This window comes from Helicobacter pylori SA37A, from assembly GCF_000476015.1.
GTDB classification, from domain to species: Bacteria; Campylobacterota; Campylobacteria; order Campylobacterales; family Helicobacteraceae; genus Helicobacter; species Helicobacter pylori_DB.
The window spans coordinates 1-24,615 of sequence record NZ_CBOO010000010.1 but is presented as its reverse complement, the minus strand read 5'-3'; the positions used below and the strand labels follow the sequence as shown (position 1 = coordinate 24,615).

At 39.2% G+C, this 24,615-nt stretch carries 19 protein-coding genes; 18 read left to right on the top strand and 1 reads right to left on the bottom strand.

Translation table 11 applies throughout. The features are described 5' to 3' along the window. Positions 1 to 8: 8 nt before the first annotated feature. The gene (locus QT76_RS05800; RefSeq protein ID WP_033616971.1) at positions 9 to 512 is read right to left on the bottom strand and encodes a ferritin; all 504 of its coding nucleotides are present in this window, start codon (positions 510 to 512) and stop codon (positions 9 to 11) included. 309 nt (positions 513 to 821) lie between these two features. On the opposite strand from QT76_RS05800, the gene mqnE reads away from it, so the two are divergent. The 18 genes from mqnE to QT76_RS05710 all read left to right on the top strand — a co-directional run. Next, positions 822 to 1,904, top strand: coding sequence for an aminofutalosine synthase MqnE (mqnE, locus tag QT76_RS05795; RefSeq protein WP_033616970.1), 1,083 nt, complete (start codon positions 822 to 824; stop codon positions 1,902 to 1,904). A gap of 37 nt (positions 1,905 to 1,941) precedes the next feature. Beyond that, entirely contained in the window at positions 1,942 to 4,707 is a 2,766-nt protein-coding gene (gene bamA, locus QT76_RS05790; protein ID WP_195741869.1) for an outer membrane protein assembly factor BamA, read from the top strand. A 1-nt stretch (position 4,708) separates the two neighbouring features. Then, positions 4,709 to 5,770 carry a dehypoxanthine futalosine cyclase gene (locus tag QT76_RS05785; protein ID WP_001883707.1) on the top strand — a complete coding sequence of 354 codons (1,062 nt, stop codon included), beginning with the start codon at positions 4,709 to 4,711 and terminating at the stop codon, positions 5,768 to 5,770. A 5-nt stretch (positions 5,771 to 5,775) separates the two neighbouring features. Next, positions 5,776 to 7,074: a M16 family metallopeptidase gene (locus tag QT76_RS05780; RefSeq protein ID WP_033616968.1), complete on the top strand. Its 1,299-nt coding sequence runs from the start codon at positions 5,776 to 5,778 to the stop codon at positions 7,072 to 7,074. Then, positions 7,074 to 8,498, top strand: a complete 1,425-nt coding sequence (gene gatB, locus QT76_RS05775) for an Asp-tRNA(Asn)/Glu-tRNA(Gln) amidotransferase subunit GatB (protein WP_033616967.1) — start codon at positions 7,074 to 7,076, stop codon at positions 8,496 to 8,498. The genes QT76_RS05780 and gatB overlap by 1 nt, the downstream gene beginning before the upstream one ends. Further along, positions 8,498 to 9,760, top strand: coding sequence for a SurA N-terminal domain-containing protein (locus QT76_RS05770; protein WP_033616966.1), 1,263 nt, complete (start codon positions 8,498 to 8,500; stop codon positions 9,758 to 9,760). Before gatB ends, QT76_RS05770 begins: the two co-directional genes overlap by 1 nt. Positions 9,761 to 9,770: 10 nt before the next feature. Next, positions 9,771 to 10,778 carry a hypothetical protein gene (locus QT76_RS05765; RefSeq protein WP_033616965.1) on the top strand — a complete coding sequence of 336 codons (1,008 nt, stop codon included), beginning with the start codon at positions 9,771 to 9,773 and terminating at the stop codon, positions 10,776 to 10,778. Next, entirely contained in the window at positions 10,779 to 11,210 is a 432-nt protein-coding gene (gene rnhA, locus QT76_RS05760) for a ribonuclease HI (RefSeq protein WP_033616964.1), read from the top strand. It begins immediately after the preceding gene. A gap of 11 nt (positions 11,211 to 11,221) precedes the next feature. Then, positions 11,222 to 11,941 carry a ribonuclease III gene (gene rnc / locus QT76_RS05755; RefSeq protein ID WP_014662364.1) on the top strand — a complete coding sequence of 240 codons (720 nt, stop codon included), beginning with the start codon at positions 11,222 to 11,224 and terminating at the stop codon, positions 11,939 to 11,941. Further along, positions 11,938 to 13,035, top strand: coding sequence for a chorismate synthase (gene aroC, locus QT76_RS05750; RefSeq protein ID WP_033616963.1), 1,098 nt, complete (start codon positions 11,938 to 11,940; stop codon positions 13,033 to 13,035). The genes rnc and aroC overlap by 4 nt, the downstream gene beginning before the upstream one ends. A 36-nt stretch (positions 13,036 to 13,071) precedes the next feature. After that, positions 13,072 to 13,587, top strand: coding sequence for a DUF2603 domain-containing protein (locus tag QT76_RS05745; RefSeq protein WP_033616962.1), 516 nt, complete (start codon positions 13,072 to 13,074; stop codon positions 13,585 to 13,587). Further along, entirely contained in the window at positions 13,587 to 14,960 is a 1,374-nt protein-coding gene (gene hemN / locus QT76_RS05740; RefSeq protein ID WP_033616961.1) for an oxygen-independent coproporphyrinogen III oxidase, read from the top strand. The genes QT76_RS05745 and hemN overlap by 1 nt, the downstream gene beginning before the upstream one ends. Next, complete coding sequence (locus QT76_RS05735; protein WP_033616958.1) at positions 14,957 to 16,246, top strand: (Fe-S)-binding protein; 1,290 nt, start codon at positions 14,957 to 14,959, stop codon at positions 16,244 to 16,246. Before hemN ends, QT76_RS05735 begins: the two co-directional genes overlap by 4 nt. A gap of 76 nt (positions 16,247 to 16,322) precedes the next feature. Continuing rightward, entirely contained in the window at positions 16,323 to 21,101 is a 4,779-nt protein-coding gene (locus QT76_RS05730; protein WP_033616957.1) for a DEAD/DEAH box helicase, read from the top strand. Beyond that, positions 21,098 to 21,289: a hypothetical protein gene (locus QT76_RS08670; RefSeq protein WP_033616956.1), complete on the top strand. Its 192-nt coding sequence runs from the start codon at positions 21,098 to 21,100 to the stop codon at positions 21,287 to 21,289. Before QT76_RS05730 ends, QT76_RS08670 begins: the two co-directional genes overlap by 4 nt. Positions 21,290 to 21,342: 53 nt before the next feature. Continuing rightward, positions 21,343 to 22,155: an outer membrane protein gene (locus QT76_RS05720; RefSeq protein WP_001944408.1), complete on the top strand. Its 813-nt coding sequence runs from the start codon at positions 21,343 to 21,345 to the stop codon at positions 22,153 to 22,155. A 158-nt stretch (positions 22,156 to 22,313) separates the two neighbouring features. After that, complete coding sequence (locus tag QT76_RS05715) at positions 22,314 to 23,486, top strand: pyridoxal phosphate-dependent aminotransferase (protein WP_033616954.1); 1,173 nt, start codon at positions 22,314 to 22,316, stop codon at positions 23,484 to 23,486. Positions 23,487 to 23,629: 143 nt separating this feature from the next. Next, on the top strand, positions 23,630 to 24,615 hold a 986-nt coding region (locus QT76_RS05710; protein ID WP_033616953.1), incomplete at its 3' end, for a hypothetical protein.

Here is a 24,615-nt window from a genome sequence, read left to right as displayed (position 1 = left end):
CCTTAAAATTAAGATTTCCTGCTTTTAGCGATCCCTTTGACATACTGATCAGCCAAATACAAGCCATGGTTTTCATTACCAATCAACTCAATTTTATCCAAAATATCCTTGAAAAGCACTTCTTCTTCATGCTGTTCAGACACATACCATTGCAAGAAATTGAAAGTCGCATGATCTTTGCCTTTTATGGCGTGATCAACGATATTATTAATAGACTCGCTGATATGTTGCTCATGTTCATAGGCTTTTTGGAAAATTTGAGTCAAACCTTCAAACTTATGCTCAGGGGCGCTGATGCTGGTCAATTGCACAGGCACATTGTTTTCATTCAAGAAGATGATGAGCTTTTTAGCATGCTCGTATTCTTCAGCCGCATGGTCAAACAAGAAAAGCCCCGAGCCATCTAAGCTATGGGTATAGCACCAAGAACTCATGCTCATATACAAGTTGGAAGAGTTCATTTCCTTATTCACTTGTTCGTTTAGCAACTTAATGATGTCTTTTGATAACATAGTATCTCCTTTGTGTTGGTTTAAGTTGTCCCATAATTATAGCATAAATGATAATGAAAAAGTAAACAAGAGTATGAAAATTTTTAAAAATTTATAAAAATGAGAAAGAACACCAGCTAATGGCTTGATAAAGCTTAGATTTTATCATAAAAGCGCTTTTAATGAGAATTAGGTCAAAAAAAGGGGTTGGTATTCAATAGGGGGGTTAAGGGGTTAAAAGGGAATATTTTTATACAATTAATAAAAAGCATTCTTCAATCCAAAAATGCTACAATCGTTTATCTTTAATAATGAAAGGGCAATTTAATAATGGACTTTTTAGAAAAAGTATTAGACAATCAGGTTACTGAAAGTAAAGAATTAGTGAAGCTTTATGATTATGATTTATACACGCTAGGGGAAGCAGCGGATCAAATGCGCCAAAACATGCACCAAAAAATCGTGTATTTTAATGTGAATAGGCATTTAAACCCTAGCAATATTTGCGCGGACGCTTGCAAATTTTGCGCTTTTTCAGCCCACAGAAAAAACCCTAACCCTTATGAAATGAGCTTAGAAGAAATCCTAGAAAAGGTTAAAAACTCCTACAACAAGGGGATTAAAGAAGTCCATATCGTGAGCGCTCATAACCCTAATTACTCTTATGAATGGTATTTAAAGGTGTTTGAAACCATCAAACAAGAAATGCCTAACTTACACCTAAAGGCCATGACCGCTGCAGAAGTGCATTTTTTAAGTGTTAAATTCAACAAACCTTTTGAAAGCGTGCTAGAAGACATGCTCAAAGCCGGGGTGGATTCCATGCCGGGTGGGGGGGCGGAGATTTTTGATGAAGAAGTTAGGCGTAAAATCTGTAAGGGTAAGGTGGGATCTTCTCGGTGGTTAGAAATCCATGCTTATTGGCACAAATTAGGCAAAATGAGTAACGCTACCATGCTTTTTGGGCATATTGAAGATAAGATCCATCGCATCGATCACATGTTAAGAATCAAAAAAATCCAAAGCCCTAAAAATAAAGTAGAAAATAAAGAAGGGGGTTTTAACGCTTTTATCCCCTTGTTGTACCAAAAAGAAAACAATTATTTGAAAGTGGAAAAATCCCCTAGCGCGATAGAAATCTTAAAAACCATCGCCATATCTCGCATTCTTTTAAACAATATCCCCCACATTAAAGCTTATTGGGCGACTTTGGGCTTGAATTTGGCTTTAGTGGCTCAAGAATTTGGCGCTAACGATTTAGACGGCACGATAGAAATAGAGAGCATTCAAAGCGCGGCAGGTGCAAAGAGCCGGCATGGTTTAGAAAAAGAAGATTTGGTATTTAAAATCAAGGACGCTGGTTTTGTTGCGGTAGAAAGGGATAGTTTGTATAATTTTATACAGAAATTTTAATAATTTTTAGCGTTTTTAAGAATGATTGGTTATAATAATACTACTAACAACACTCAAGCTAAAATCTATTAAGGAAATCAGTATTAAAAAATTAATTCTATCCTCTCTTGTTTTCGCATGTATCAATACCAGCGTTGAAGCTTTAGAAAATGACGGCTCTAAACCAAACGATTTGGCTTCTCCAAAAGAAGCCTCTCAAAAATCTCCAAAAAATGAGGCTCCAAACGAAACTTCTCAATCCAATCAAACGCCTAAAGAAATGAAAGTCAAGTCCATTTCTTATATCGGGCTTTCTTACATGTCTGACATGCTCGCTAATGAGATTGTAAAGATTCGTGTGGGCGATATTGTGGATTCTAAAAAAATAGACACCGCTGTTTTGGCTTTGTTCAATCAAGGGTATTTTAAAGACGTTTATGCCACTTTTGAAGGCGGTATATTAGAGTTTCATTTTGATGAAAAAGCCAGGATTGCTGGGGTAGAAATCAAGGGTTATGGGACTGAAAAGGAAAAAGACGGCTTAAAATCCCAAATGGGGATCAAAAAGGGCGACACCTTTGATGAGCAAAAATTAGAGCATGCTAAAACGGCTTTAAAAACAGCTTTAGAGGGGCAGGGCTATTATGGGAGCGTGGTGGAGGTGCGCACAGAAAAGGTCAGTGAGGGCGCGTTACTAATCGTGTTTGATGTGAATAGGGGGGATAGTATTTATATCAAACAATCCATTTATGAGGGAAGCGCGAAATTAAAACGCCGCATGATTGAATCTTTAAGCGCGAACAAACAGCGCGATTTCATGGGCTGGATGTGGGGCTTGAATGACGGGAAATTGCGTTTAGATCAATTAGAATACGATTCTATGCGTATCCAAGATGTGTATATGCGTAGGGGTTATTTGGACGCTCATATTTCTTCGCCTTTTTTGAAAACGGATTTTTCTACCCATGACGCTAAGCTTCATTATAAAGTCAAAGAGGGGATCCAATACAGGATTTCAGACATTTTAATAGAGATTGACAACCCGGTAGTCCCCTTAAAAACCTTAGAAAAAGCCCTTAAAGTGAAAAGGAAAGATGTTTTTAATATTGAGCATTTAAGAGCGGATGCGCAAATTTTAAAAACCGAAATCGCCGATAAGGGTTATGCGTTTGCGGTGGTGAAGCCAGACTTGGATAAAGATGAAAAAAACGGGCTTGTGAAAGTCATTTATCGTATTGAAGTGGGCGATATGGTGTATATCAATGATGTCATCATTTCAGGGAACCAGCGCACGAGCGATAGGATCATCAGAAGGGAGTTATTGTTAGGGCCTAAGGATAAATACAACTTGACCAAACTGAGAAATTCCGAAAATTCTTTAAGGCGTTTAGGGTTCTTCTCTAAAGTCAAAATTGAAGAAAAAAGGGTCAATAGCTCGCTTATGGATTTGTTAGTGAGCGTAGAAGAGGGGCGCACCGGGCAGTTGCAATTTGGGTTAGGCTATGGCTCTTATGGAGGGCTTATGCTTAATGGGAGCGTGAGCGAAAGAAACCTTTTTGGGACCGGCCAAAGCATGAGCTTGTATGCTAACATCGCTACAGGGGGGGGCAGATCTTATCCGGGCATGCCAAAAGGAGCGGGGCGTATGTTTGCGGGGAATTTGAGCTTGACTAATCCAAGGATTTTTGACAGCTGGTATAGCTCTACGATCAATCTTTATGCGGATTACAGGATAAGCTACCAATACATCCAACAAGGTGGGGGCTTTGGCGTGAATATCGGGCGCATGCTGGGTAACAGAACCCATGTGAGCTTAGGGTATAACTTGAACGTTACCAAGCTCCTTGGTTTTAGCAGCCCTTTATACAACCGCTACTATTCCTCTGTTAATGAAGTGGTTTCTCCAAGGCAATGTTCTACCCCCGCATCAGTGATTATCAACCGCTTATCAGGCGGTAAAACCCCCTTACAACCTGAAAGCTGTTCTAGCCCTGGAGCGATCACCACTTCACCAGAAATAAAAGGTATTTGGGATAGGGATTACCATACGCCTATCACCAGCTCTTTCACTCTTGATGTGAGCTATGATAACACCGATGATTATTATTTCCCTAGAAATGGGGTTATCTTTAATTCCTATGCGACGATGTCTGGCTTGCCAAGCTCTGGCACGCTCAATTCGTGGAACGGGTTAGGCGGGAATGTCCGTAACACCAAAGTCTATGGTAAATTCGCCGCTTACCACCATTTGCAAAAATATTTATTGATAGATTTGATCGCTCGCTTTAAAACGCAAGGGGGCTATATCTTTAGGTATAACACCGATGATTACTTGCCCTTAAACTCCACTTTCTACATGGGGGGCGTAACCACAGTGAGAGGCTTTAGGAACGGATCGGTTACGCCTAAAGATGAGTTTGGCTTGTGGCTTGGAGGCGATGGGATTTTTACCGCTTCTACTGAATTGAGCTATGGGGTGTTGAAAGCGGCTAAAATGCGCTTAGCGTGGTTTTTTGACTTTGGTTTCCTAACCTTTAAAACCCCAACTAGGGGGAGTTTCTTCTATAACGCCCCCGTCACGACAGCGAATTTTAAAGATTATGGCGTGATAGGGGCTGGGTTTGAAAGAGCGACTTGGAGGGCTTCTACAGGCTTGCAGATTGAATGGATTTCGCCCATGGGGCCTTTGGTGTTGATTTTCCCTATAGCGTTTTTCAATCAATGGGGCGATGGCAATGGCAAAAAATGTAAAGGGCTGTGCTTCAACCCTAACATGGACGATTACACGCAACATTTTGAATTTTCTATGGGAACAAGGTTTTAAAATGCGTATTAACAGAGAAGAAATTTTGGATTTAATGAAAAACGCGCCCTTGAAAGAATTAGGGCAAAGGGCTTTGAGGGTGAAGCAACGCTTGCACCCTGAAAACTTGACGACTTTTATTGTGGATAGGAATATCAATTACACCAATATTTGTTTTGTGGATTGCAAGTTTTGTGCATTCAAACGCACCTTAAAAGAAAAAGACGCCTATGTGTTGAGCTATGAAGAAATTGATCAAAAGATTGAAGAATTGCTCGCTATTGGCGGCACGCAGATCCTTTTTCAAGGGGGGGTGCACCCGCAGCTAAAGATTGATTATTATGAGAATTTAGTCAGCCATATCGCCCAAAAATTCCCCACCATTACCATTCATGGTTTTAGCGCGGTTGAAATTGATTACATTTCTAAAATCTCTAAATTGTCTTTAAAAGAAGTTTTAGAAAGGTTGAAAAACGCCGGGTTAAGTTCCATTCCAGGAGCGGGAGCAGAAATACTAAGCGATAGGGTGCGCGATGTCATTGCTCCTAAAAAATTGAGTAGCGATCGGTGGATTGAAGTGCATAGAATGGCCCACCTTTGCGGGATTAAAAGCACGGCTACCATGATGTTTGGGAGCGTGGATAATGAAGAAGATGTAGTGGAGCATTTACAAAGAGTGCGCGATTTGCAAGATGAAACCGGTGGCTTTAGGGCTTTTATTTTATGGAGTTTTCAGCCCAACAACACCCCCTTAAAAGAAGAAATCCCAAGTATTAAAAAAGCGAGTTCCAATCGGTATTTACGCTATTTGGCATGCAGTAGGATTTTTTTGGATAACATTCAAAACATACAAAGCTCATGGGTTACTCAAGGCTCTATGATAGGGCAATTAGCCTTATTGTTTGGAGCGAATGATTTAGGGAGCGTGATGATGGAAGAAAATGTAGTGAAAGCGGCCGGGACGAGTTTTTGTATGAATGAAGCGGGAATGATAGAGCTTATTGAAGACATTGGGAGCGTGGCGGCTAAGCGAAACACCGCTTATGAAATCTTAAAGCGTTATCCGGCTAAAGCAAAGGTATAAAGAGCATGAAAAAATTTTTAATCACTTTATTATTAGGAGTTTTTATGGGGTTACAAGCGAGCGCTTTGACACACCAAGAAATCAATCAAGCTAAAGTCCCTGTGATTTATGAAGAAAACCATTTATTGCCTATGGGGTTTATCCATTTAGCTTTTAGGGGGGGTGGGAGCTTAAGCGATAAAGATCAGTTGGGTTTGGCGAAATTATTCGCGCAAGTTTTAAACGAAGGCACTAAGGAGCTTGGTGCGGTGGGATTTGCGCAACTTTTAGAGCAAAAAGCGATCAGTTTGAATGTGGATACCAGCGCAGAAGATTTGCAAATCACTTTAGAATTTTTAAAAGAATACGAAGATGAAGCCATCATGCGCTTAAAAGAGCTTTTAAAATCCCCTAATTTCACGCAAAACGCTTTAGAAAAAGTCAAAACCCAAATGTTGGCCGCGCTTTTACAAAAAGAAAGCGACTTTGACTATTTGGCTAAATTGACTTTAAAGCAAGAACTTTTTGCTAACACCCCTTTAGCTAATGCAGCTTTAGGCACTAAAGAGAGTCTCCAAAAAATCAAGCTAGAGGATTTGAAACAGCAATTTGCTAAGGTCTTTGAACTCAATAAGCTCGTGGTGGTGCTTGGGGGCGATTTGAAAATCGATCAAACCCTTAAGCGTTTAGATAACGCTCTTAATTTCTTGCCGCAAGGTAAAGCGTATGAAGAGCCTTATTTTGAAACGAGCGATAAAAAAAGCGAAAAAGTTCTCTATAAAGACACTGAACAGGCTTTCGTGTATTTTGGTGCGCCCTTTAAAATCAAGGATTTAAAACAGGATTTAGCGAAATCTAAAGTCATGATGTTTGTGCTTGGGGGGGGGTTTGGCTCTCGTTTAATGGAAAAAATCAGGGTTCAAGAGGGCTTGGCTTATAGCGTGTATATCCGCTCTAATTTTTCTAAAGTGGCGCATTTTGCGAGCGGGTATTTGCAAACCAAACTCAGCACTCAAGCTAAAAGCGTTGCCTTAGTTAAAAAAATCGTTAAGGAATTTATAGAAAAAGGCATGACGCAACAAGAATTAGACGACGCTAAAAAGTTTTTACTAGGCTCTGAGCCTTTAAGGAATGAAACGATCTCTAGCCGCTTGAACACCACTTACAATTATTTTTATTTAGGTTTGCCTTTAAATTTCAACCAAACGCTACTCAATCAAATCCAAAAAATGAGTTTGAAAGAAATCAATGATTTCATTAAAGCGCACACCGAAATCAACGACTTGACCTTTGCCATTGTGAGCAATAAAAAGAAGGACAAATAATGCCATTTGAAGCTGTAATTGGGCTAGAAGTCCATGTCCAACTCAACACCAAAACCAAAATCTTTTGCTCTTGCTCTACAAGCTTTGGAGAAACCCCCAATTCTAACACCTGCCCTGTGTGTTTGGGCTTACCGGGAGCTTTGCCGGTATTGAATAAAGAAGTGGTTAAAAAAGCCATCCAATTAGGCACAGCCATTGAAGCCAATATCAACCAATATTCCCTTTTTGCGAGGAAAAATTACTTTTACCCTGATTTGCCTAAGGCTTATCAAATTTCGCAGTTTGAAGTCCCCATTGTGAGCGATGGGAAGTTAGAGATTGACACCAAAGAGGGCGCAAAAATCGTGCGTATTGAAAGAGCCCACATGGAAGAAGACGCCGGTAAGAATATCCATGAGGGCAGTTATTCTTTAGTGGATTTGAACCGCGCTTGCACCCCTTTATTAGAAATTGTCAGCAAGCCGGACATGAAAAATAGTGAAGAAGCCATAGCGTATTTGAAAAAGCTCCATGCTATCGTGCGTTTTATAGGGATTTCTGATGCGAACATGCAAGAGGGGAATTTCAGGTGCGATGCGAACGTGTCCATTAGACCCAAAGGCGATGAAAAGCTTTACACGAGAGTAGAGATTAAAAATCTAAATAGTTTTAGATTCATCGCTAAAGCGATTGAATACGAGATAGAGCGCCAAAGCGTGGCGTGGGAAAATGGGCGTTATAGTGAAGAGGTGGTTCAAGAAACGCGCCTTTTTGACACCGCCAAAGGGATCACCCTTTCTATGCGCAATAAAGAAGAATCAGCGGATTACCGCTATTTTAAAGATCCGGATTTGTATCCTGTTTTTATTGATGAGAAGCTTTTAAAAGAAGCTCAAAAGATCAATGAATTGCCTAGCGCGAAAAAAATCCGCTACATGAAAGATTTTAACCTTAAAGAAGACGATGCGAATTTATTGGTGAGCGATCCTTTATTGGCGGAGTATTTTGAAAGCATGCTCAATCTTGGGGTTAAGGCTAAAACGAGCGTAACATGGCTTTGCGTGGAATTATTAGGGCGTTTGAAGGCTGAAGTTACTTTAGAAAATTGCGGGATTAGCGCTCATGCGCTAGGCACTTTAGCCAAACGCATTGATGAGGGCAAGATTTCAGGTAAGAGCGCTAAAGATGTGTTAGACAAGCTTTTAGAAGAGCAAGGGGGCGATGTGGATACCCTTATTGAGCAAATGGGTTTGTCTCAAGTCAATGACACGGAAGCGATTGTTAAAGTCATAGAAGAGGTGCTTAAAAACAACGCTGATAAGGTGCTTGAATACAAAAGCGGTAAGGACAAGCTTTTTGGGTTTTTTGTAGGGCAAGCGATGAAAAATCTAAAAGGCGCTAATCCTAGCGTGGTGAATGCTATTTTGAAAGAGAAATTGGGTTGATGAGGAAAATTTTTTCTTATATTTCTAAGGTTCTATTATTTATTGGGGTGGTTTATGCAGAGCCTGATTCTAAAGTAGAAGCCTTAGAAGGGAGGAAGCAAGAGTCTTCTTTGGATAAAAAAATCCGCCAAGAGATAAAGAATAAGGATTTGAAGAATAAGGATTTGAAAAATAAAAAAGAAGAAAAGAAAAACCCCGAAGAAAAGAAAGAAATAAAAGCCAAAAGAAAGCCCAGAGCAGAAGTCCATCATGGGGATGCCAAAAATCCCACTCAAAAAATAACGCCTTCTAAAATCAAAGAGGGCGCTAAAGGGGTTCAAAATCAAGGCACGCAAAATCAAGGCGTTCAAAATAACGCGCCAAAACTTGAAGAAAAAGAGACAACCTCTCAAACTCTTGAAAAAAATAAGGAAACAAGCCCTAGCTCTCAATTCAATTCTATTTTTGGTAATCCTAATAACGCTACCAACAACACCCTTGAAGATAAGGTCGTAGGGGGCATTTCTTTGCTCGTTAATGGCTCGCCTATCACGCTGTATCAAATCCAAGAAGAGCAAAAAAAATCTAAAGTGAGCAAAGCTCAAGCCAGGGATCGTTTGATCGCTGAGCGCATTAAAAACCAAGAAATTGAGCGCTTGAAAATCCATGTAGATGATGACAAGCTAGACCAAGAAATGGCGATGATGGCGCAACAACAAGGCATGGATTTAGACCATTTCAAACAAATGCTTATGGCTGAGGGGCATTATAAACTCTATAGAGATCAGCTTAAAGAGCATTTAGAAATGCAAGAATTGTTGCGCAATATCTTACTCACGAATGTGGATACCAGCTCTGAAACCAAAATGCGCGAATATTACAACAAACACAAGGAGCAATTCAGTATCCCCACAGAAATAGAAACTGTGCGCTACACTTCAACGAGTCAAGAAGATTTAGAAAGGGCTATGGCAGACCCTAATTTGGAAATTCCAGGGGTGAGTAAGGCCAATGAAAAAATAGAGATGAAAACCTTAAACCCCCAAATCGCTCAAGTCTTTATTTCGCATGAGCAAGGCTCTTTTACGCCCGTTATGAATGGGGGTGGGGGGCAGTTTATCACCTTTTATATCAAGGAAAAAAAGGGTAAAAACGAAGTGAGCTTCAGCCAGGCCAAGCAATTCATCGCTCAAAAATTAGTGGAAGAATCTAAAGATAAGATTTTAGAAGAGCATTTTGAAAAATTGCGCGTTAAGTCTAGGATTGTGATGATTAGAGAGTGATTTTTAGATTGTGCAACATTTCAATTTCCTCTATAAAGATTCTTTATTTTCTATCGCTTTATTCACTTTCATTATCGCTCTTGTCATTCTATTAGAACAGGCTAGGGCGTATTTCACCCGAAAGAGAAACAAAAAATTTTTACAAAAATTCGCCCAAAATCAAAACGCTTATGCGGGCAGTGAGAATTTAGACGAGCTTTTAAAGCATGCTAAAATTTCTAGTTTGATGTTTTTAGCCAGAGCGTATTCTAAAGCGGATGTACAAATGAGTATTGAAATCTTAAAAGGGCTTTTGAATCGCTCCTTAAAAGATGAAGAAAAAATCGTTGTTTTAGATTTATTAGCTGAAAATTATTTTAGCGTGGGGTATTTGCAAAAAACAAAAGACACCGTGAAAGAAATTTTGCGCTTTTCCCCAAGGAATGTGGGAGCGTTGTTGAAACTTTTGCATGCGTATGAATTAGAAAAAGATTATTCAAAGGCTTTAGAGACTTTGGAATGTTTGGAAGAATTAGAAGTGGTTGAAATTGAAACGATTAAAAATTACCTTTATCTCATGCATTTAATAGAGAATAAGGAAGAGGCGGCTAAAATCTTGCATGTTTCAAAGGCGTCGTTAGATTTGAAAAAAATCGCTTTAAATCACTTAAAATCGCATGATGAAAATCTTTTTTGGCAAGAAATTGATGCAACCGAACGGCTAGAAAATGTGATCGATCTTTTATGGGATATGAATATCCCTGTTTTCATTTTAGAAAAACACGCCCTTTTGCAAGACATTGCGCGATCTCAAGGGCTGCTTTTGGATCACAAACCTTGCCAAATTTTTGAATTAGAAGTTTTACGCGCTCTATTGCATAGCCCTATAAAAGCGAGTCTGACTTTTGAATACCGCTGCAAGCATTGCAAACAAATCTTTCCTTTTGAAAGCCATAGATGTCCTGTATGTTACCAGTTAGCGTTTATGGATATGGTGCTTAAAATTTCTAAAAAAACGCATGCTATGGGAGTGGATTGAATGCAAGAAATTGAAATTTTTTGCGATGGCTCTTCTTTAGGCAATCCCGGGCCAGGCGGGTATGCGGCGATTTTACGCTATAAAGATAAAGAAAAAACCATCAGTGGGGGCGAACATTTCACCACGAATAACCGCATGGAATTAAGAGCGCTCAATGAAGCGTTAAAAATTTTGAAACGCCCGTGTAATATCACGCTTTATAGCGATTCGCAATACGTGTGCCAAGCGATCAATGTGTGGCTAGCTAACTGGCAAAAAAAGAATTTTTCTAAAGTTAAAAATGTGGATTTATGGAAAGAATTTTTAAAAGTCTCTAAAGGGCATTTGATTGTGGCTGTTTGGATCAAGGGGCATAATGGGCATGCCGAGAATGAACGATGCGATAGCCTCGCTAAATTAGAGGCGCAAAAACGGGTCAAAACGACCATTTAAAGGGAAACACGATGAAAAACAAACGCTCTCAAAACAGCCCTTATGTAACGCCTAATAACCCTTATACAACGCTAGAAAAAGCTTTAGGGTATTCTTTTAAAGACAAGCGTTTATTGGAGCAAGCCTTAACGCATAAATCATGCAAGCTCGCTTTAAACAATGAGCGCTTGGAATTTTTGGGCGATGCGGTGTTGGGCTTGGTGATAGGGGAGTTGCTATACCATAAATTCTATCAATACGATGAGGGCAAACTCTCTAAATTAAGGGCTTCTATTGTGAGCGCGCATGGTTTTACGAAATTAGCGAAAGCGATTGCTTTACAGGATTATTTGCGCGTTTCTTCTTCTGAAGAAATTTCTAAGGGGAGGGAAAAACCCTCTATTTTGTCAAGCGCTTTTGAGGCTTTAATGGCCGGGGTGTATTTAGAAGCAGGGTTAGCTAAGGTGCGTAAAATCATACAAAAATTACTCAATCGCGCTTACAAGCGTTTGGATTTGGAGCATTTGTTTATGGACTATAAAACCGCTTTGCAGGAATTGACCCAAGCGCAATTTTGCGTGATCCCCACTTACCAATTACTCCAAGAAAAAGGCCCCGATCACCATAAAGAATTTGAAATGGCTCTATACATTCAAGATAAAATGTATGCGACCGCTAAAGGCAAAAGTAAAAAAGAAGCCGAACAGCAATGCGCTTATCAAGCGCTCCAAAAACTGAAGGAAGCCAAATGAACACTTTGGGGCGTTTTTTAAGGCTCACGACCTTTGGGGAATCGCATGGGGATATGATAGGGGGGGTATTAGACGGCATGCCTAGCGGGATTAAAATAGACTATGACTTATTGGAAAATGAAATGAAGCGCCGCCAAGGGGGGAGGAACGTTTTCATTACGCCACGAAAAGAAGACGATAAAGTGGAAATAACAAGCGGGGTTTTTGAAGGTTTTAGCACAGGGACGCCCATAGGGTTTTTAATCCACAACCAAAGGGCTAGGAGCAAGGATTACGATAACATTAAAAACCTTTTCAGGCCTAGCCATGCGGATTTTACTTATTTTCATAAATACGGCATCAGGGATTTTAGGGGTGGGGGGAGGAGCTCGGCTAGAGAGAGCGCTATAAGAGTGGCTGCTGGGGCGTTTGCTAAAATGCTTTTAAGAGAAATTGGTATTGTTTGTGAAAGCGGGATTATTAAAATTGGGGGCATTGAAGCCAAAAATTACGATTTCAATCACGCCTTAAAAAGTGAGATTTTTGCCCTAGACAAAGATCAAGAAGAAGCGCAAAAAACAGCCATTCAAAACGCTATCAAAAACCACGATAGCATTGGGGGTGTGGCTTTGATTAGAGCAAGGAGCACAAAAACTAATCAAAAGCTCCCCATTGGCTTAGGTCAAGGGCTATACGCTAAATTAGACGCTAAAATCGCTGAAGCGATGATGGGGCTTAATGGGGTGAAAGCGGTTGAAATAGGCAAGGGGGTAGAAAGCTCTTTACTAAAAGGCTCAGAGTATAATGATTTAATGGATCAAAAAGGGTTTTTGAGCAATCGTAGCGGAGGGGTTTTAGGGGGCATGAGCAATGGGGAAGAAATCATTGTTAGAGTGCATTTCAAACCCACGCCAAGCATTTTCCAACCTCAACAAACCATAGACATTAACAATAATGAATGCGAATGCTTGTTAAAGGGTAGGCATGATCCTTGCATTGCGATTAGAGGGAGCGTGGTGTGCGAGAGTTTGTTAGCGTTGGTGTTAGCCGATATGGTATTACTCAATTTGACTTCAAAAATAGAGTATTTAAAAACGATTTATAATGAGAATTAAACGAAATTGGATACAATCAGCTTAAAAAGGATACAAATGGAAAAATTACCTAAAAAACGAGTTTCTAAAACCAAATCACAAAAACTTATCCATAGCCTAACTACCCAAAAAAACAGAGCCTTCCTTAAAAAAATCAGCGCTAATGAAATGCTTTTAGAATTAGAAAAAGGGGCGTTCAAAAAAAATGAAGCCTACTTTATTTCTGATGAAGAAGATAAAAATTATGTTTTAGTGCCAGATAACGTGATCTCTCTTTTGGCAGAAAACGCCAGAAAGGCTTTTGAAGCTAGGCTTAGGGCGGAATTAGAAAGGGATATTATCACCCAAGCGCCGATTGATTTTGAAGATGTGCGCGAAGTTTCCTTGCAATTGTTAGAAAATTTACGCCAAAAAGACGGGAATTTGCCCAATATTAACACCTTAAATTTTGTCAAACAAATCAAAAAAGAACACCCTAATTTATTTTTTAATTTTGACAACATGTTCAAACAACCCCCTTTCAATGAGAATCATTTTGAAAATTTTGACAATAGCGATGAGGAAAATTTTTAATGCAAACCATTGATTTTGAAAAATTTTCACAATATTCCAAGCCCGGCCCACGATACACCAGCTACCCAACGGCGGTGGAGTTTAAAGAAAATTTTAATGAAGAGAGCTTGAAAACGGCGTTTTTCAACCATGACCATCTCAAAAACCCCATGCCCTTATCGCTTTATACGCATTTGCCCTTTTGCAGGAGCGCGTGTTATTTTTGCGCTTGTTCGGTCATTTACACTAGTTTGGAAGAGAAAAAAACCCGCTATATTAGCTATCTTAAAAAAGAACTCGCTCTTTTAAAAAATGCAATGGACACTAACAGAGAAGTCGCGCAATTCCACTATGGCGGCGGCACGCCAACCTTTTTTTCGCCCGCTCAATTAGATGAAATCACACAAAGCATTCAAGAAGTTTTCCCCAATTTCAGCCAAGATATTGAAATGAGTTGCGAGATTGACCCTAGGCATTTCACTAAAGAGCATATGCAAATCTTATTTGATAGAGGGTTTAACCGCTTGAGTTTTGGGGTGCAAGATTTTGATTTTGAAGTCCAAAAAGCCATTCATCGGATCCAGCCTTTTGAAATGGTTCAAGATGCGGTGAAACTCGCTAGAGATTATGGCATTAAATCCATTAATTTTGATTTGATTTATGGCTTACCCAACCAAACTAAAGAGAGTTTTTTAAAGACTTTGGAGTGGGTTTTGAAATTAGATCCGGACCGATTAGCGGTGTTTAATTACGCGCATGTGCCTTGGGTGAAAAAAACGATGCGTAAAATTGATGAAACCCTATTGCCAAGCCCTAAAGACAAATTAGAGATTTTAGAGGCTCTGATTAGTTTTTTAGAAAAAGCCAACTATCAAATGATAGGCATGGATCATTTCGCTAAAAGCGATAATGAATTGTATCTAGCCCTTCAAAAGGCGGAATTACGCCGTAATTTTCAAGGCTATACCACGAAAAAATTCACTCAAACCATTGGCATTGGCGTTACGAGCATTGGCGAAGGGGGCGATTATTACACGCAAAATTATAAAGATTTAAACCAGTATGAAAAAGCCCTTGATTTGGGGCATTTACCGGTAGAAAGGGGCGTAGCGCTAACCAAAGAAGATGTGTTAAGGAAAGAAGTGATCATGCAAATGATGAGTAATTTAAAATTGGATTACTCTAAAATTGAAGAAAAATTTTCTATTGATTTTAAAGCGCATTTTAAAAAAGAATTAGAAAAATTAAAGCCTTATGAAGAAGCGGGCTTGCTTTCATTCAATGCTAAAGGTTTTGAGATGACAAGAACAGGGGGCATGCTCGTAAGAAACATGGCCATGGAATTTGATGCGTATTTGCGTGGGGGCGAAAAACATTTCAGTAAAACGCTATGAGTGAAAATATTTTTGAAGAAGTAGGGGACGCTTGCGTTAAATGCGCTAAATGCGTGCCAGGTTGCACGATTTATCGTATCCATAAAGATGAGGCGACTTCGCCTAGGGGCTTTTTAGATTTGATGCGCTTAAACGCTCAAAACAAGCTTAAATTAGACACGAATTTAAAACACCTTTTAGAAACTTGTTTTTTATGCACCGCTTGCGTGGAAACTTGCCCTTTTCATTTGCCCATAGACACTTTAATAGAAAAAGCCAGGGAAAAAATCGCTCAAAAGCATGGCATTGCATGGTATAAAAAATCCTATTTTTCGCTTTTAAAAAACCGCAAAAGAATGGATAGGGTGTTTTCGGTGGCGCATTTTTTAGCCCCTTGCGCTTTTAGGCAAGTAGGGGATAGTTTAGAGCCTAGAGTGGTGTTTAAAGGCTTATTCAAACGCTTTAAAAAAAGCGCTCTACCTCCTTTAAATCAAAAAAGTTTTTTGCAAAAACACACAGAGGTTAAGCCTTTAGAAAAACCCATTCAAAAAGTGGCGATCTTTATAGGGTGCTTGAGCAATTACCACTACCAGCAAGTAGGGGAGAGCTTGTTGTATATTTTAGAAAAACTTAACATTCAAGCGATCATCCCTAAACAAGAATGTTGCGCGGCTCCTGCGTATTTTACCGGCGATAAAGAAACCACGCTTTTTTTAGTGAAAAAAAACATTGAATGGTTTGAAAGCTATTTAAATGAAATAGATGCAATCATCGTGCCTGAAGCCACATGCGCTAGCATGCTCATTAACGATTATTACAAGGTGTTTTTAGGCGAAAAAGATAAGGATTTGTATGTGAAGCGTTTGGAAAAAATCACGCCTAAAATCTATCTTGCAAGCGTGTTTTTAGAGAAACACACCCCTTTAAAAAATCTTTTAGAAAAAACCCCTAATGAAAAAAAGGAAGTGATCACCTATCATAACCCTTGCCATGCCAAAAAAACCCTAAACGCCCATAAAGAAGTGCGAAACTTGCTCAATTCGCATTATGAAATCAAGGAAATGCCGGACAATTGCTGCGGTTTTGGGGGGATTACGATGCAAACCGAAAAGGCGGGATTTTCTTTAAAAGTGGGGCTTCTTAGGGCTAAAGAAATCATAGACACTAAAGCTAGAATTTTGAGCGCAGAATGCGGGGCATGCCACATGCAGCTTAACAACGCCCTAAAGTCTTTAGACGACCCTAACACCCCCTCTTTTTCACACCCTTTAGAACTCATCGCTAAAGCCTTAAAAAGCGCTGAATAAAAAGCTTTTTAACCCCACTTTCCAACATCTTTTTATATAATGTAAAACTTTATAACACTACTATAAGGAATGAAAAATGCAAGAAATCAGCGCCTATAAACTCATTAAAGAAAAATTGCAAGCCATACCCAACTCACGCCATAAAGGGAGCTTGTTTGAAAAGCTTTCTAAGCGTTTTTTATTAGAGCATGACAGCGCTAATGAATACGAGTCTATTGATCTTTGGAGCGATTTTAAATTAAGGGGGAATAAAGGCGATCGCGGGATTGATATGGTGATCACAACGGCTTCAAAAGAATACATCGCCGTGCAATGCAAATTCCATCAAGACAGCATCTCACTTAACGACATTTCAACTTTTTTAAGTCAATTACAAGCTGGGGTAGGCGAGGTTAGGTTTAAAAAAGGGATCATCATCTCCACTTCTCATTTAACCTCTACTGCTCTTGAAGAAATTGAACAAATCAGAAGCACAGGAATGGATATTGATATTGACATTATCACTGAAGAGGATTTCATCTATTCTCGTATTGATTGGGAAAAGTTTGATCCCACGAAAACTCAAGACGAACTCCCCTTATGCGATAAGAAAAAGCCGCGTTCCCACCAAACAGAAGCGATAAACGCTACCAAAGAGTTTTTTCTGAATCCTAAAAACACCAGAGGCAAGCTCATTATGGCATGCGGGACAGGCAAAACCTACACTTCTTTAAAAATCATGGAAGCTTTAGATCCCAAGATCACGCTTTTTTTAGCGCCAAGCATCGCTTTGCTTTCTCAAACCTTTAGAGAATACGCGCAAGAAAAAAGCGATCCGTTTTACGCTTCTATCGTGTGCAGCGATGATAAAGTCGGGAAAAGTAAAGACGAAGACAATGACGATATTAAATTTTCTGAGCTCCCTATAAAGCCCTCCACCCGCCTTGAAGACATTTTAAGCGTTCACAAAAAAGCGCAAAAAGAAAACAAGCGCTTCATTATCTTTTCAACTTATCAAAGCGCGTTGCGTATTAAAGAAGCGCAAGAAGCGGGTTTGAATGAAATCGATCTTATTATTTGCGATGAAGCCCACAGAACGGTAGGGGCTATGTATTCTAGTAATGAAAGGGACGATAAAAACGCTTTCACGCTGTGCCATAGCGATGGACATATCAAAGCGAAAAAACGCCTGTATATGACCGCCACGCCTAAAGTGTATAGCGAAAGCTCCAAAGCTAAAGCCAAAGAGAGCGATAACGTTATCTATTCAATGGACGATGAAGAGATTTTTGGCGAAGAAATCTATACGCTCAATTTTTCAAAAGCGATCGCTTTGGATCTCTTAACCGACTACAAAGTCATCATTTTAGCGGTGCGAAAAGAAAATTTAAGCGGCGTTACTAACAGCGTGAATAAGAAAATCAGCCAGCTCAAAGCCGAAGGCACTAAATTAGATAAAAAGCTCATCAATAACGAATTTGTGTGTAAGATCGTTGGCACGCATAAAGGGTTAGCCAAGCAGGATCTAATCGTTTTAGATAATGAAAACAAAGAAGATCACAACTTGCAAAACAAATACGACACCGCTCCTTCTCAAAGAGCCATAAGCTTTTGTAAAAGCATACAAACGAGTAAAAATATCAAAGACTCCTTTGAAACGATCATGGAATGCTATGATGAAGAGCTGAAGAAAAAGAGTTTTAAAAACCTAAAAATCAGCATCGATCACATTGATGGCACCATGAATTGTAAGGAGAGGCTTGAAAAATTAGAAGAACTCAATCAATTTGAGCCCAACACTTGCAAGGTTTTAAGCAATGCCAGGTGTTTGAGCGAAGGGGTGGATGTCCCAGCGTTAGATAGCATCGTCTTTTTTGATGGCAAGAGCGCTATGGTGGATATTATCCAAGCGGTGGGTAGGGTGATGCGCAAAGCCAAAAACAAGAAAAGAGGCTATATCATTTTGCCTATCGCTTTAGAAGAGAGTGAAATTAAAAACTTAGATGAAGCCGTCAATAACACCAATTTCAAAAACATTTGGAAAGTGATAAAAGCTTTAAGAAGCCATGACCCAAGCCTGGTTGATGAAGCCACTTTCAAAGAAAAAATCAAAATCTTTGGAAGCGATGATAGCAACAATCACAACGATGAAAAAACCCTTTTTGACGCTATCTTATTGCAAGATCTAGCGGACGCTGTGTATAATGTCATGCCCACTAAATTAGGGGATAGGAACTATTGGGAAAATTTCACCAAAAAAACGGGCAACATCGCAAAGACCTTGAATAACCGCTTGAAAATGATTTTTGACAAAAACCCTGAAATTTTCCACGGCTTTTTAAATTCCTTAAGAGAAAATATCCATCAAAACATCAAAGAAGAGGAAGCCTTGGATATGATCACTTCTCACATCATCACTAAGCCCATTTTTGATGCGCTTTTTGGGGACAATATTAAAAACCCTATCGCTAAAGCCTTGGACAAAATGGTTCAAAAGCTCTCCACTCTGGGATTAGAAGGGGAAACTAAAGATCTTAAAAACCTCTATGAAAGCGTGAAAACCGAAGCCTTGCACGCCAAAAGCCAAAAAAGCCAACAAGAACTCATCAAAAACCTCTACAACACTTTCTTTAAAGAAGCCTTTAAAAAGCAAAGCGAAAAACTAGGGATCGTTTATACGCCTATAGAGGTGGTGGATTTCATTTTAAGAGCCACTAACGGCATTTTGAAAAAGCATTTCAACACGGATTTTAACGATCAAAACATCACGATTTTTGACCCATTCACGGGCACCGGGAGTTTTATCGCTCGTTTGCTTTCTAAAGAAAATAATCTCATTAGCGATGAAGCCTTAAAAGAAAAGTTTCAAAAAAATTTGTTCGCTTTTGACATCGTGCTTTTGTCGTATTACATCGCTTTAATCAATATCACCCAAGCCGCGCAAAACAGGGACAGCTCGTTAACAAATTTCAAAAACATCGCGCTCACGGACAGCTTGGATTATTTAGAAGAAAAAACCAATAAAGGGGTGCTCCCTTTATATGAAGATTTGAAAGAAAACCAAGAAATCAAATCCACTATAGAAAAACAAAACATTAGAGTCATCATCGGCAACCCGCCTTATTCAGCCGGCGCCAAAAGCGAAAACGATAACAACCAAAACCTTTCACACCCTAAGCTTGAAAAATTAGTTTCTGAAACTTACGGCAAAAATTCCACACCTAGAAGTGTGGGAAAAACCACACGAGACACGCTCATTCAGTCAATCCGCATGGCGAGCGATGTCGTTAAAGATAAGGGGGTGATAGGCTTTGTGGTGAACGGGAGTTTTATTGACTCTAAAAGCGCGGAAGGGTTTAGAAAATGCGTGGCCAAAGAATTTTCGCACCTTTATGCGCTGAATTTGAGAGGCAATCAGCGCACTTCAGGGGAAGTGTCAAAAAAAGAGGGAGGGAAAATCTTTGATAGCGGATCCAGGGCGACGATAGCAATCATCTTTTTTGTGAAAGATGAGAGTGTTCCTAATAATACGATTTTTTACTACGAAGTGGAAGATTACTTGAAAAGAGAAGCCAAACTCAACTTGCTCGCGGGTTTTGAAAATCTGGATTTGGTGCCTTTTAAGGAAATTACCCCCAATGACAAAGGCGATTGGATCAACCAAAGGAATGACGATTTTGAAAAGCTCATCCCTTTAAAAAGAAACAAAACACTCAAAATATTTGATACTATTTTTGATATTAATTCTGGCGGGGTGAAGAGTGGGCGTGATCCTTGGGTGTATAACTTTTCGCCAAACGCTTTAATGCAATCGGTAAAAAACTGCATTGACACTTATAACGCTGATTTGAAGCGCTTTAATACGCATTTCAGGGAAGCTTTCAAACAACGAACTAAAGGCGTCAAATCAAGGGAACTTTATAAACACCTTAATGATAAAGAAATCACCACCGATAAAACGAAAATCGCATGGACTCGTAGTTTGAAACAAGGATTTATTAAAAATACAAATCTGCAAGAAAGCAGTGAGGAGCGCATAAGATTAAGCCTTTATCGCCCTTTTAACAAACAATGGCTTTATTGGGATAAAACTTGGAATGAAGAACAAAGTCAATTGCCCAAAATTTTCCCGGATAAAAGCGCGCGCAATGTGGTGATTAATACCACAATGATTAATACCACAATAAGAAATTTTAGCGCTTTGGTAAGCGACGCTATCCCTGATAAGCATTTTATAGGCAACACCCAAACTTACCCCTTGTATCATTACGATGATCTGGGGAATCGCCATTACGCGATCAGCGGCTATGCACTCAACCTCTTCAGGAGGCATTATAAAGATAATGCTATCACTGAAGAAGAGATTTTTTATTACATTTATGCGATTTTCCACCATAAAGGCTATTTGGAAAAATACAAAAATTCCCTCGCCAAAGAAGCGCCACGCATCGCTTTGAGCGAGGATTTTAAAGAACTCTCTGTGCTTGGCAAAGAATTAGGAGAGTTGCATTTGAACTATGAGAGTGGGGAAATGCACACAAGCGTTAAATACACCACACTGATGAACGCCGAAATAGAGGGCTATTATGATGTGGATAAAATGACTAAAAAAGGAGATAGCATCCTTTATAACCACCATATCACCATCACTAAGATCCCCAAAAAAGCCTTTGAGTATGTGGTAAATGGCAAAAGCGCGATTGACTGGGTGATCGAACGCTATCAAAAGACTACGGATAACGAAAGCCTGATTGAAAACAACCCGAATCATTACGCCGGCGGAAAATATGTTTTTGAACTCCTTTGTAGGGTCATCAAACTCTCTGAAAAAAGCGTGGATTTGATAGAAAAAATCAGCGAAAAGAGGTTTGAGTGATCACCAACAAAAAAAGAGTCAATAAAAAGGGTATAAAAGGGCGTAAAAACAAACGCTTTTTATGCCCCTTATCCCAAAATCCTCCCAAAAACAGAAAAAATCGCAGAACCAAACCGCTAAAACCCCCTAGAAAATTTAAAATTTTAAGTTTTAGGGGTGTTTTTCTTAAGAATTTAGGTTTTTTATAGATTATTATGTTATTATTATACGAAATGTAGACTTTTAGAAGGAAAAATGTTGTATGAAAAAGTTTGTAGTGTTTAAAACGCTCTGTTTATCGGTAGTGTTAGGTAATAGTCTTGTGGCAGCAGAAGGTAGCACAGAAGTGCAAAAACAATTGGAAAAGCCAAAAGATTATAAAGTAGTGAAAGGCGAGAAAAACGCTTGGTATTTGGGGATTAGCTATCAAGTCGGTCAGGCTTCACAAAGCGTTAAAAACCCTCCCAAAAGCAGCGAATTTAACTATCCTAAGTTCCCTGTGGGTAAAACCGACTATCTGGCCGTTATGCAAGGATTAGGGCTTACTGTGGGTTATAAGCAGTTTTTCGGAGAGAAGAGATGGTTTGGTGCGCGCTATTACGGCTTCATGGATTATGGGCATGCCGTATTTGGAGCGAACGCTTTGACATCAGATAATGGTGGGGTGTGTGAGCTTCACCAACCATGTGCGACCAAAGTAGGGACAATGGGCAATCTGTCTGACATGTTCACTTATGGTGTGGGTATTGACACTTTATACAATGTCATTAATAAAGAAGATGCGAGTTTTGGATTCTTTTTTGGGGCTCAAATCGCGGGCAACTCTTGGGGTAATACGACAGGGGCCTTTTTGGAAACTAAAAGCCCTTATAAGCACACTTCCTATAGCCTTGATCCGGCGATTTTCCAGTTCCTTTTTAATTTAGGGATCCGCACCCATATTGGCCGGCATCAAGAATTTGACTTTGGCGTGAAGATTCCTACTATCAATGTTTATTATTTTAACCATGGGAATTTGAGCTTCACTTACCGCCGTCAATACAGCCTTTATGTAGGGTATCGTTACAATTTCTGATTTAAAACGCTTGTTTTTCTCTAATTGGATTTTCAATTAGAGTTTTCTTGCATAGACCACCGCTTTCTTTTGAAACATTTTTGAAAGTTTTTTGAAAATTAGAATTAAAATCTTTTTGATCATGTTATGATAGTTCAAAAAATTAACAAGGATTAAGCATGTTATATTCCTCTAAAATCCAATCCCTTTCAGAATCCGCAACGATCGCTATCAGCACACTCGCTAAAGAATTGAAATCGCAAGGAAAAGATATTTTAAGTTTTTCAGCGGGCGAGCCTGATTTTGACACCCCGCAAGCGATTAAAGATGCGGCTATAAAAGCCCTAAATGACGGCTTCACCAAATACACGCCGGTGGCCGGGATTCCTGAATTACTCAAAGCGATCGCTTTTAAATTGAAAAAAGAAAACAACTTGGATTATGAATCGAGTGAAATTCTGGTGAGTAATGGCGCTAAGCAAAGCCTGTTCAATGCGATTCAGGCCTTAATAGGGGAGGGCGATGAAGTGATTATCCCTGTGCCTTTTTGGGTAACTTACCCTGAGCTTGTGAAATACAGCGGAGGGGTGAGTCAATTCATTCAAACCGATGAAAAAAGCCATTTTAAAATCACCCCCAAGCAGCTTGAAGACGCCTTAAGCCCCAAAACAAAAATGCTCATTCTCACCACCCCATCAAACCCTACCGGCATGCTTTATAGTAAGGCGGAATTAGAGGCTTTAGGCGAAGTTTTGAAAGAGACAAAAGTTTGGGTGCTTAGCGATGAAATTTATGAAAAGCTTGTTTATAAGGGGGAGTTTGTTTCTTGCGCGGCGGTGAGTGAAGAGATGAAAAAACGCACCATTACCATTAATGGCTTGAGCAAGTCAGTGGCGATGACAGGCTGGCGTATGGGCTATGCGGCGAGCAAGGATAAAAAGTTAGTCAAATTGATGAATAACTTGCAAAGCCAATGCACTTCCAATATCAATTCTATCACGCAAATGGCTTCTATTGTGGCGCTTGAGGGGTTGGTGGATAAAGAAATTGAAACGATGCGTCAGGCTTTTGAAAAACGCTGTCATTTAGCCCACGCAAAAATCAATGCGATTGAAGGGCTGAGTGCTTTAAAACCTGATGGGGCGTTTTATCTGTTTATCAACATTGGCGGTCTTTGTGGGGGGAATTCGATGCGATTTTGCCATGAGTTATTAGAAAAAGAAGGCGTGGCGTTAGTGCCTGGAAAGGCTTTTGGATTGGAAGGTTATGTTCGTTTGTCTTTTGCATGCTCAGAAGAGCAGATTGAAAAGGGGATTGAACGCATCGCTCGCTTTGTCAAATCAAAGGGATAAAAAAATTGGTATTTAAAAAAGGGGGGACTTAATCTTGTTTGGAATTTGATATTGTGGTTAGTGGCATAGTGTGGCATAATGGTTTGATTTAAAAGTTTGAAAAGTGCAGTTTTCATAACTAAAATAGATTTTAAGGAATAATTATGGCAATAAGATTTGATCACAACAACAATAACTCTGAATGGATGGAAGAAATGCAAATGCTTTTTAATAAAATCAATAATCGCTCGCCTTTTGGGGTTATCACTTTCATTGGACCAATTCTATCGCATTTTAAAAACGTGATGAGGAGTGGCTACCTTTCTTCTGAACCAACAAAGCAAGATCAGATAAGATCTTTCTTAATAAATAAGTGTGAATTTATAGGGTTTGTTGAAACTTTTATTGGACCTAGCGAAAGCTTGTTTTTTGTATATGAAAACGAGCCAAGCATGACATTCAATTTAAAAAACTACTTATTGGTGTTAGCCGCAACACATCGTAATCCAACAGCGATTTGTTATTGCGAAAACAAGCAAGACACACAAAACACTGACACAAAAGAGATAAAATTACTGAGTGCAAAAAGTCATGATTTTGGGAAAGAATTGGACTCTATAAGTGTTGAACTTTCAAACCCTAATACTTTTATTCAATCTCTTTTAAAATTAGGGTCTTTTTTACATGGAAAAACTATTAAGTTTCTTGATAATCCAATAAACTATCCACCAGTTATTTTGGCACCTTGGTCTACTCCAACTATTCCAATGAAAACAACGGTGGAAATAGAGGAGCATAGAAAAAATACAACATTTGACCACTATAGGCAAAGCTCTGCGCAAAACATTAAAATCAATGAAATTGCTGATGATTTAAAAAGTGGTGCTTTATTGAGCACTAACTATTGTTTCATAGATGATGAGAATTTAAAGGATTTAAAAAAGTTACTATTACAAGATCAAATAAATCTATCAATTATTATTGTAAATGCCATCAATCAAGCAGAGAATGTAAATGGGATAAATCTTACTTCCGCCATAATTGACAAGATTGAATATCATTTCCGTGATAATACATTCCATTTTATCTTTAATGTTAGCGATAACTTCTTAGGCGGAAAATCAAAATTAACTATTGAAGTGCCTAGAAT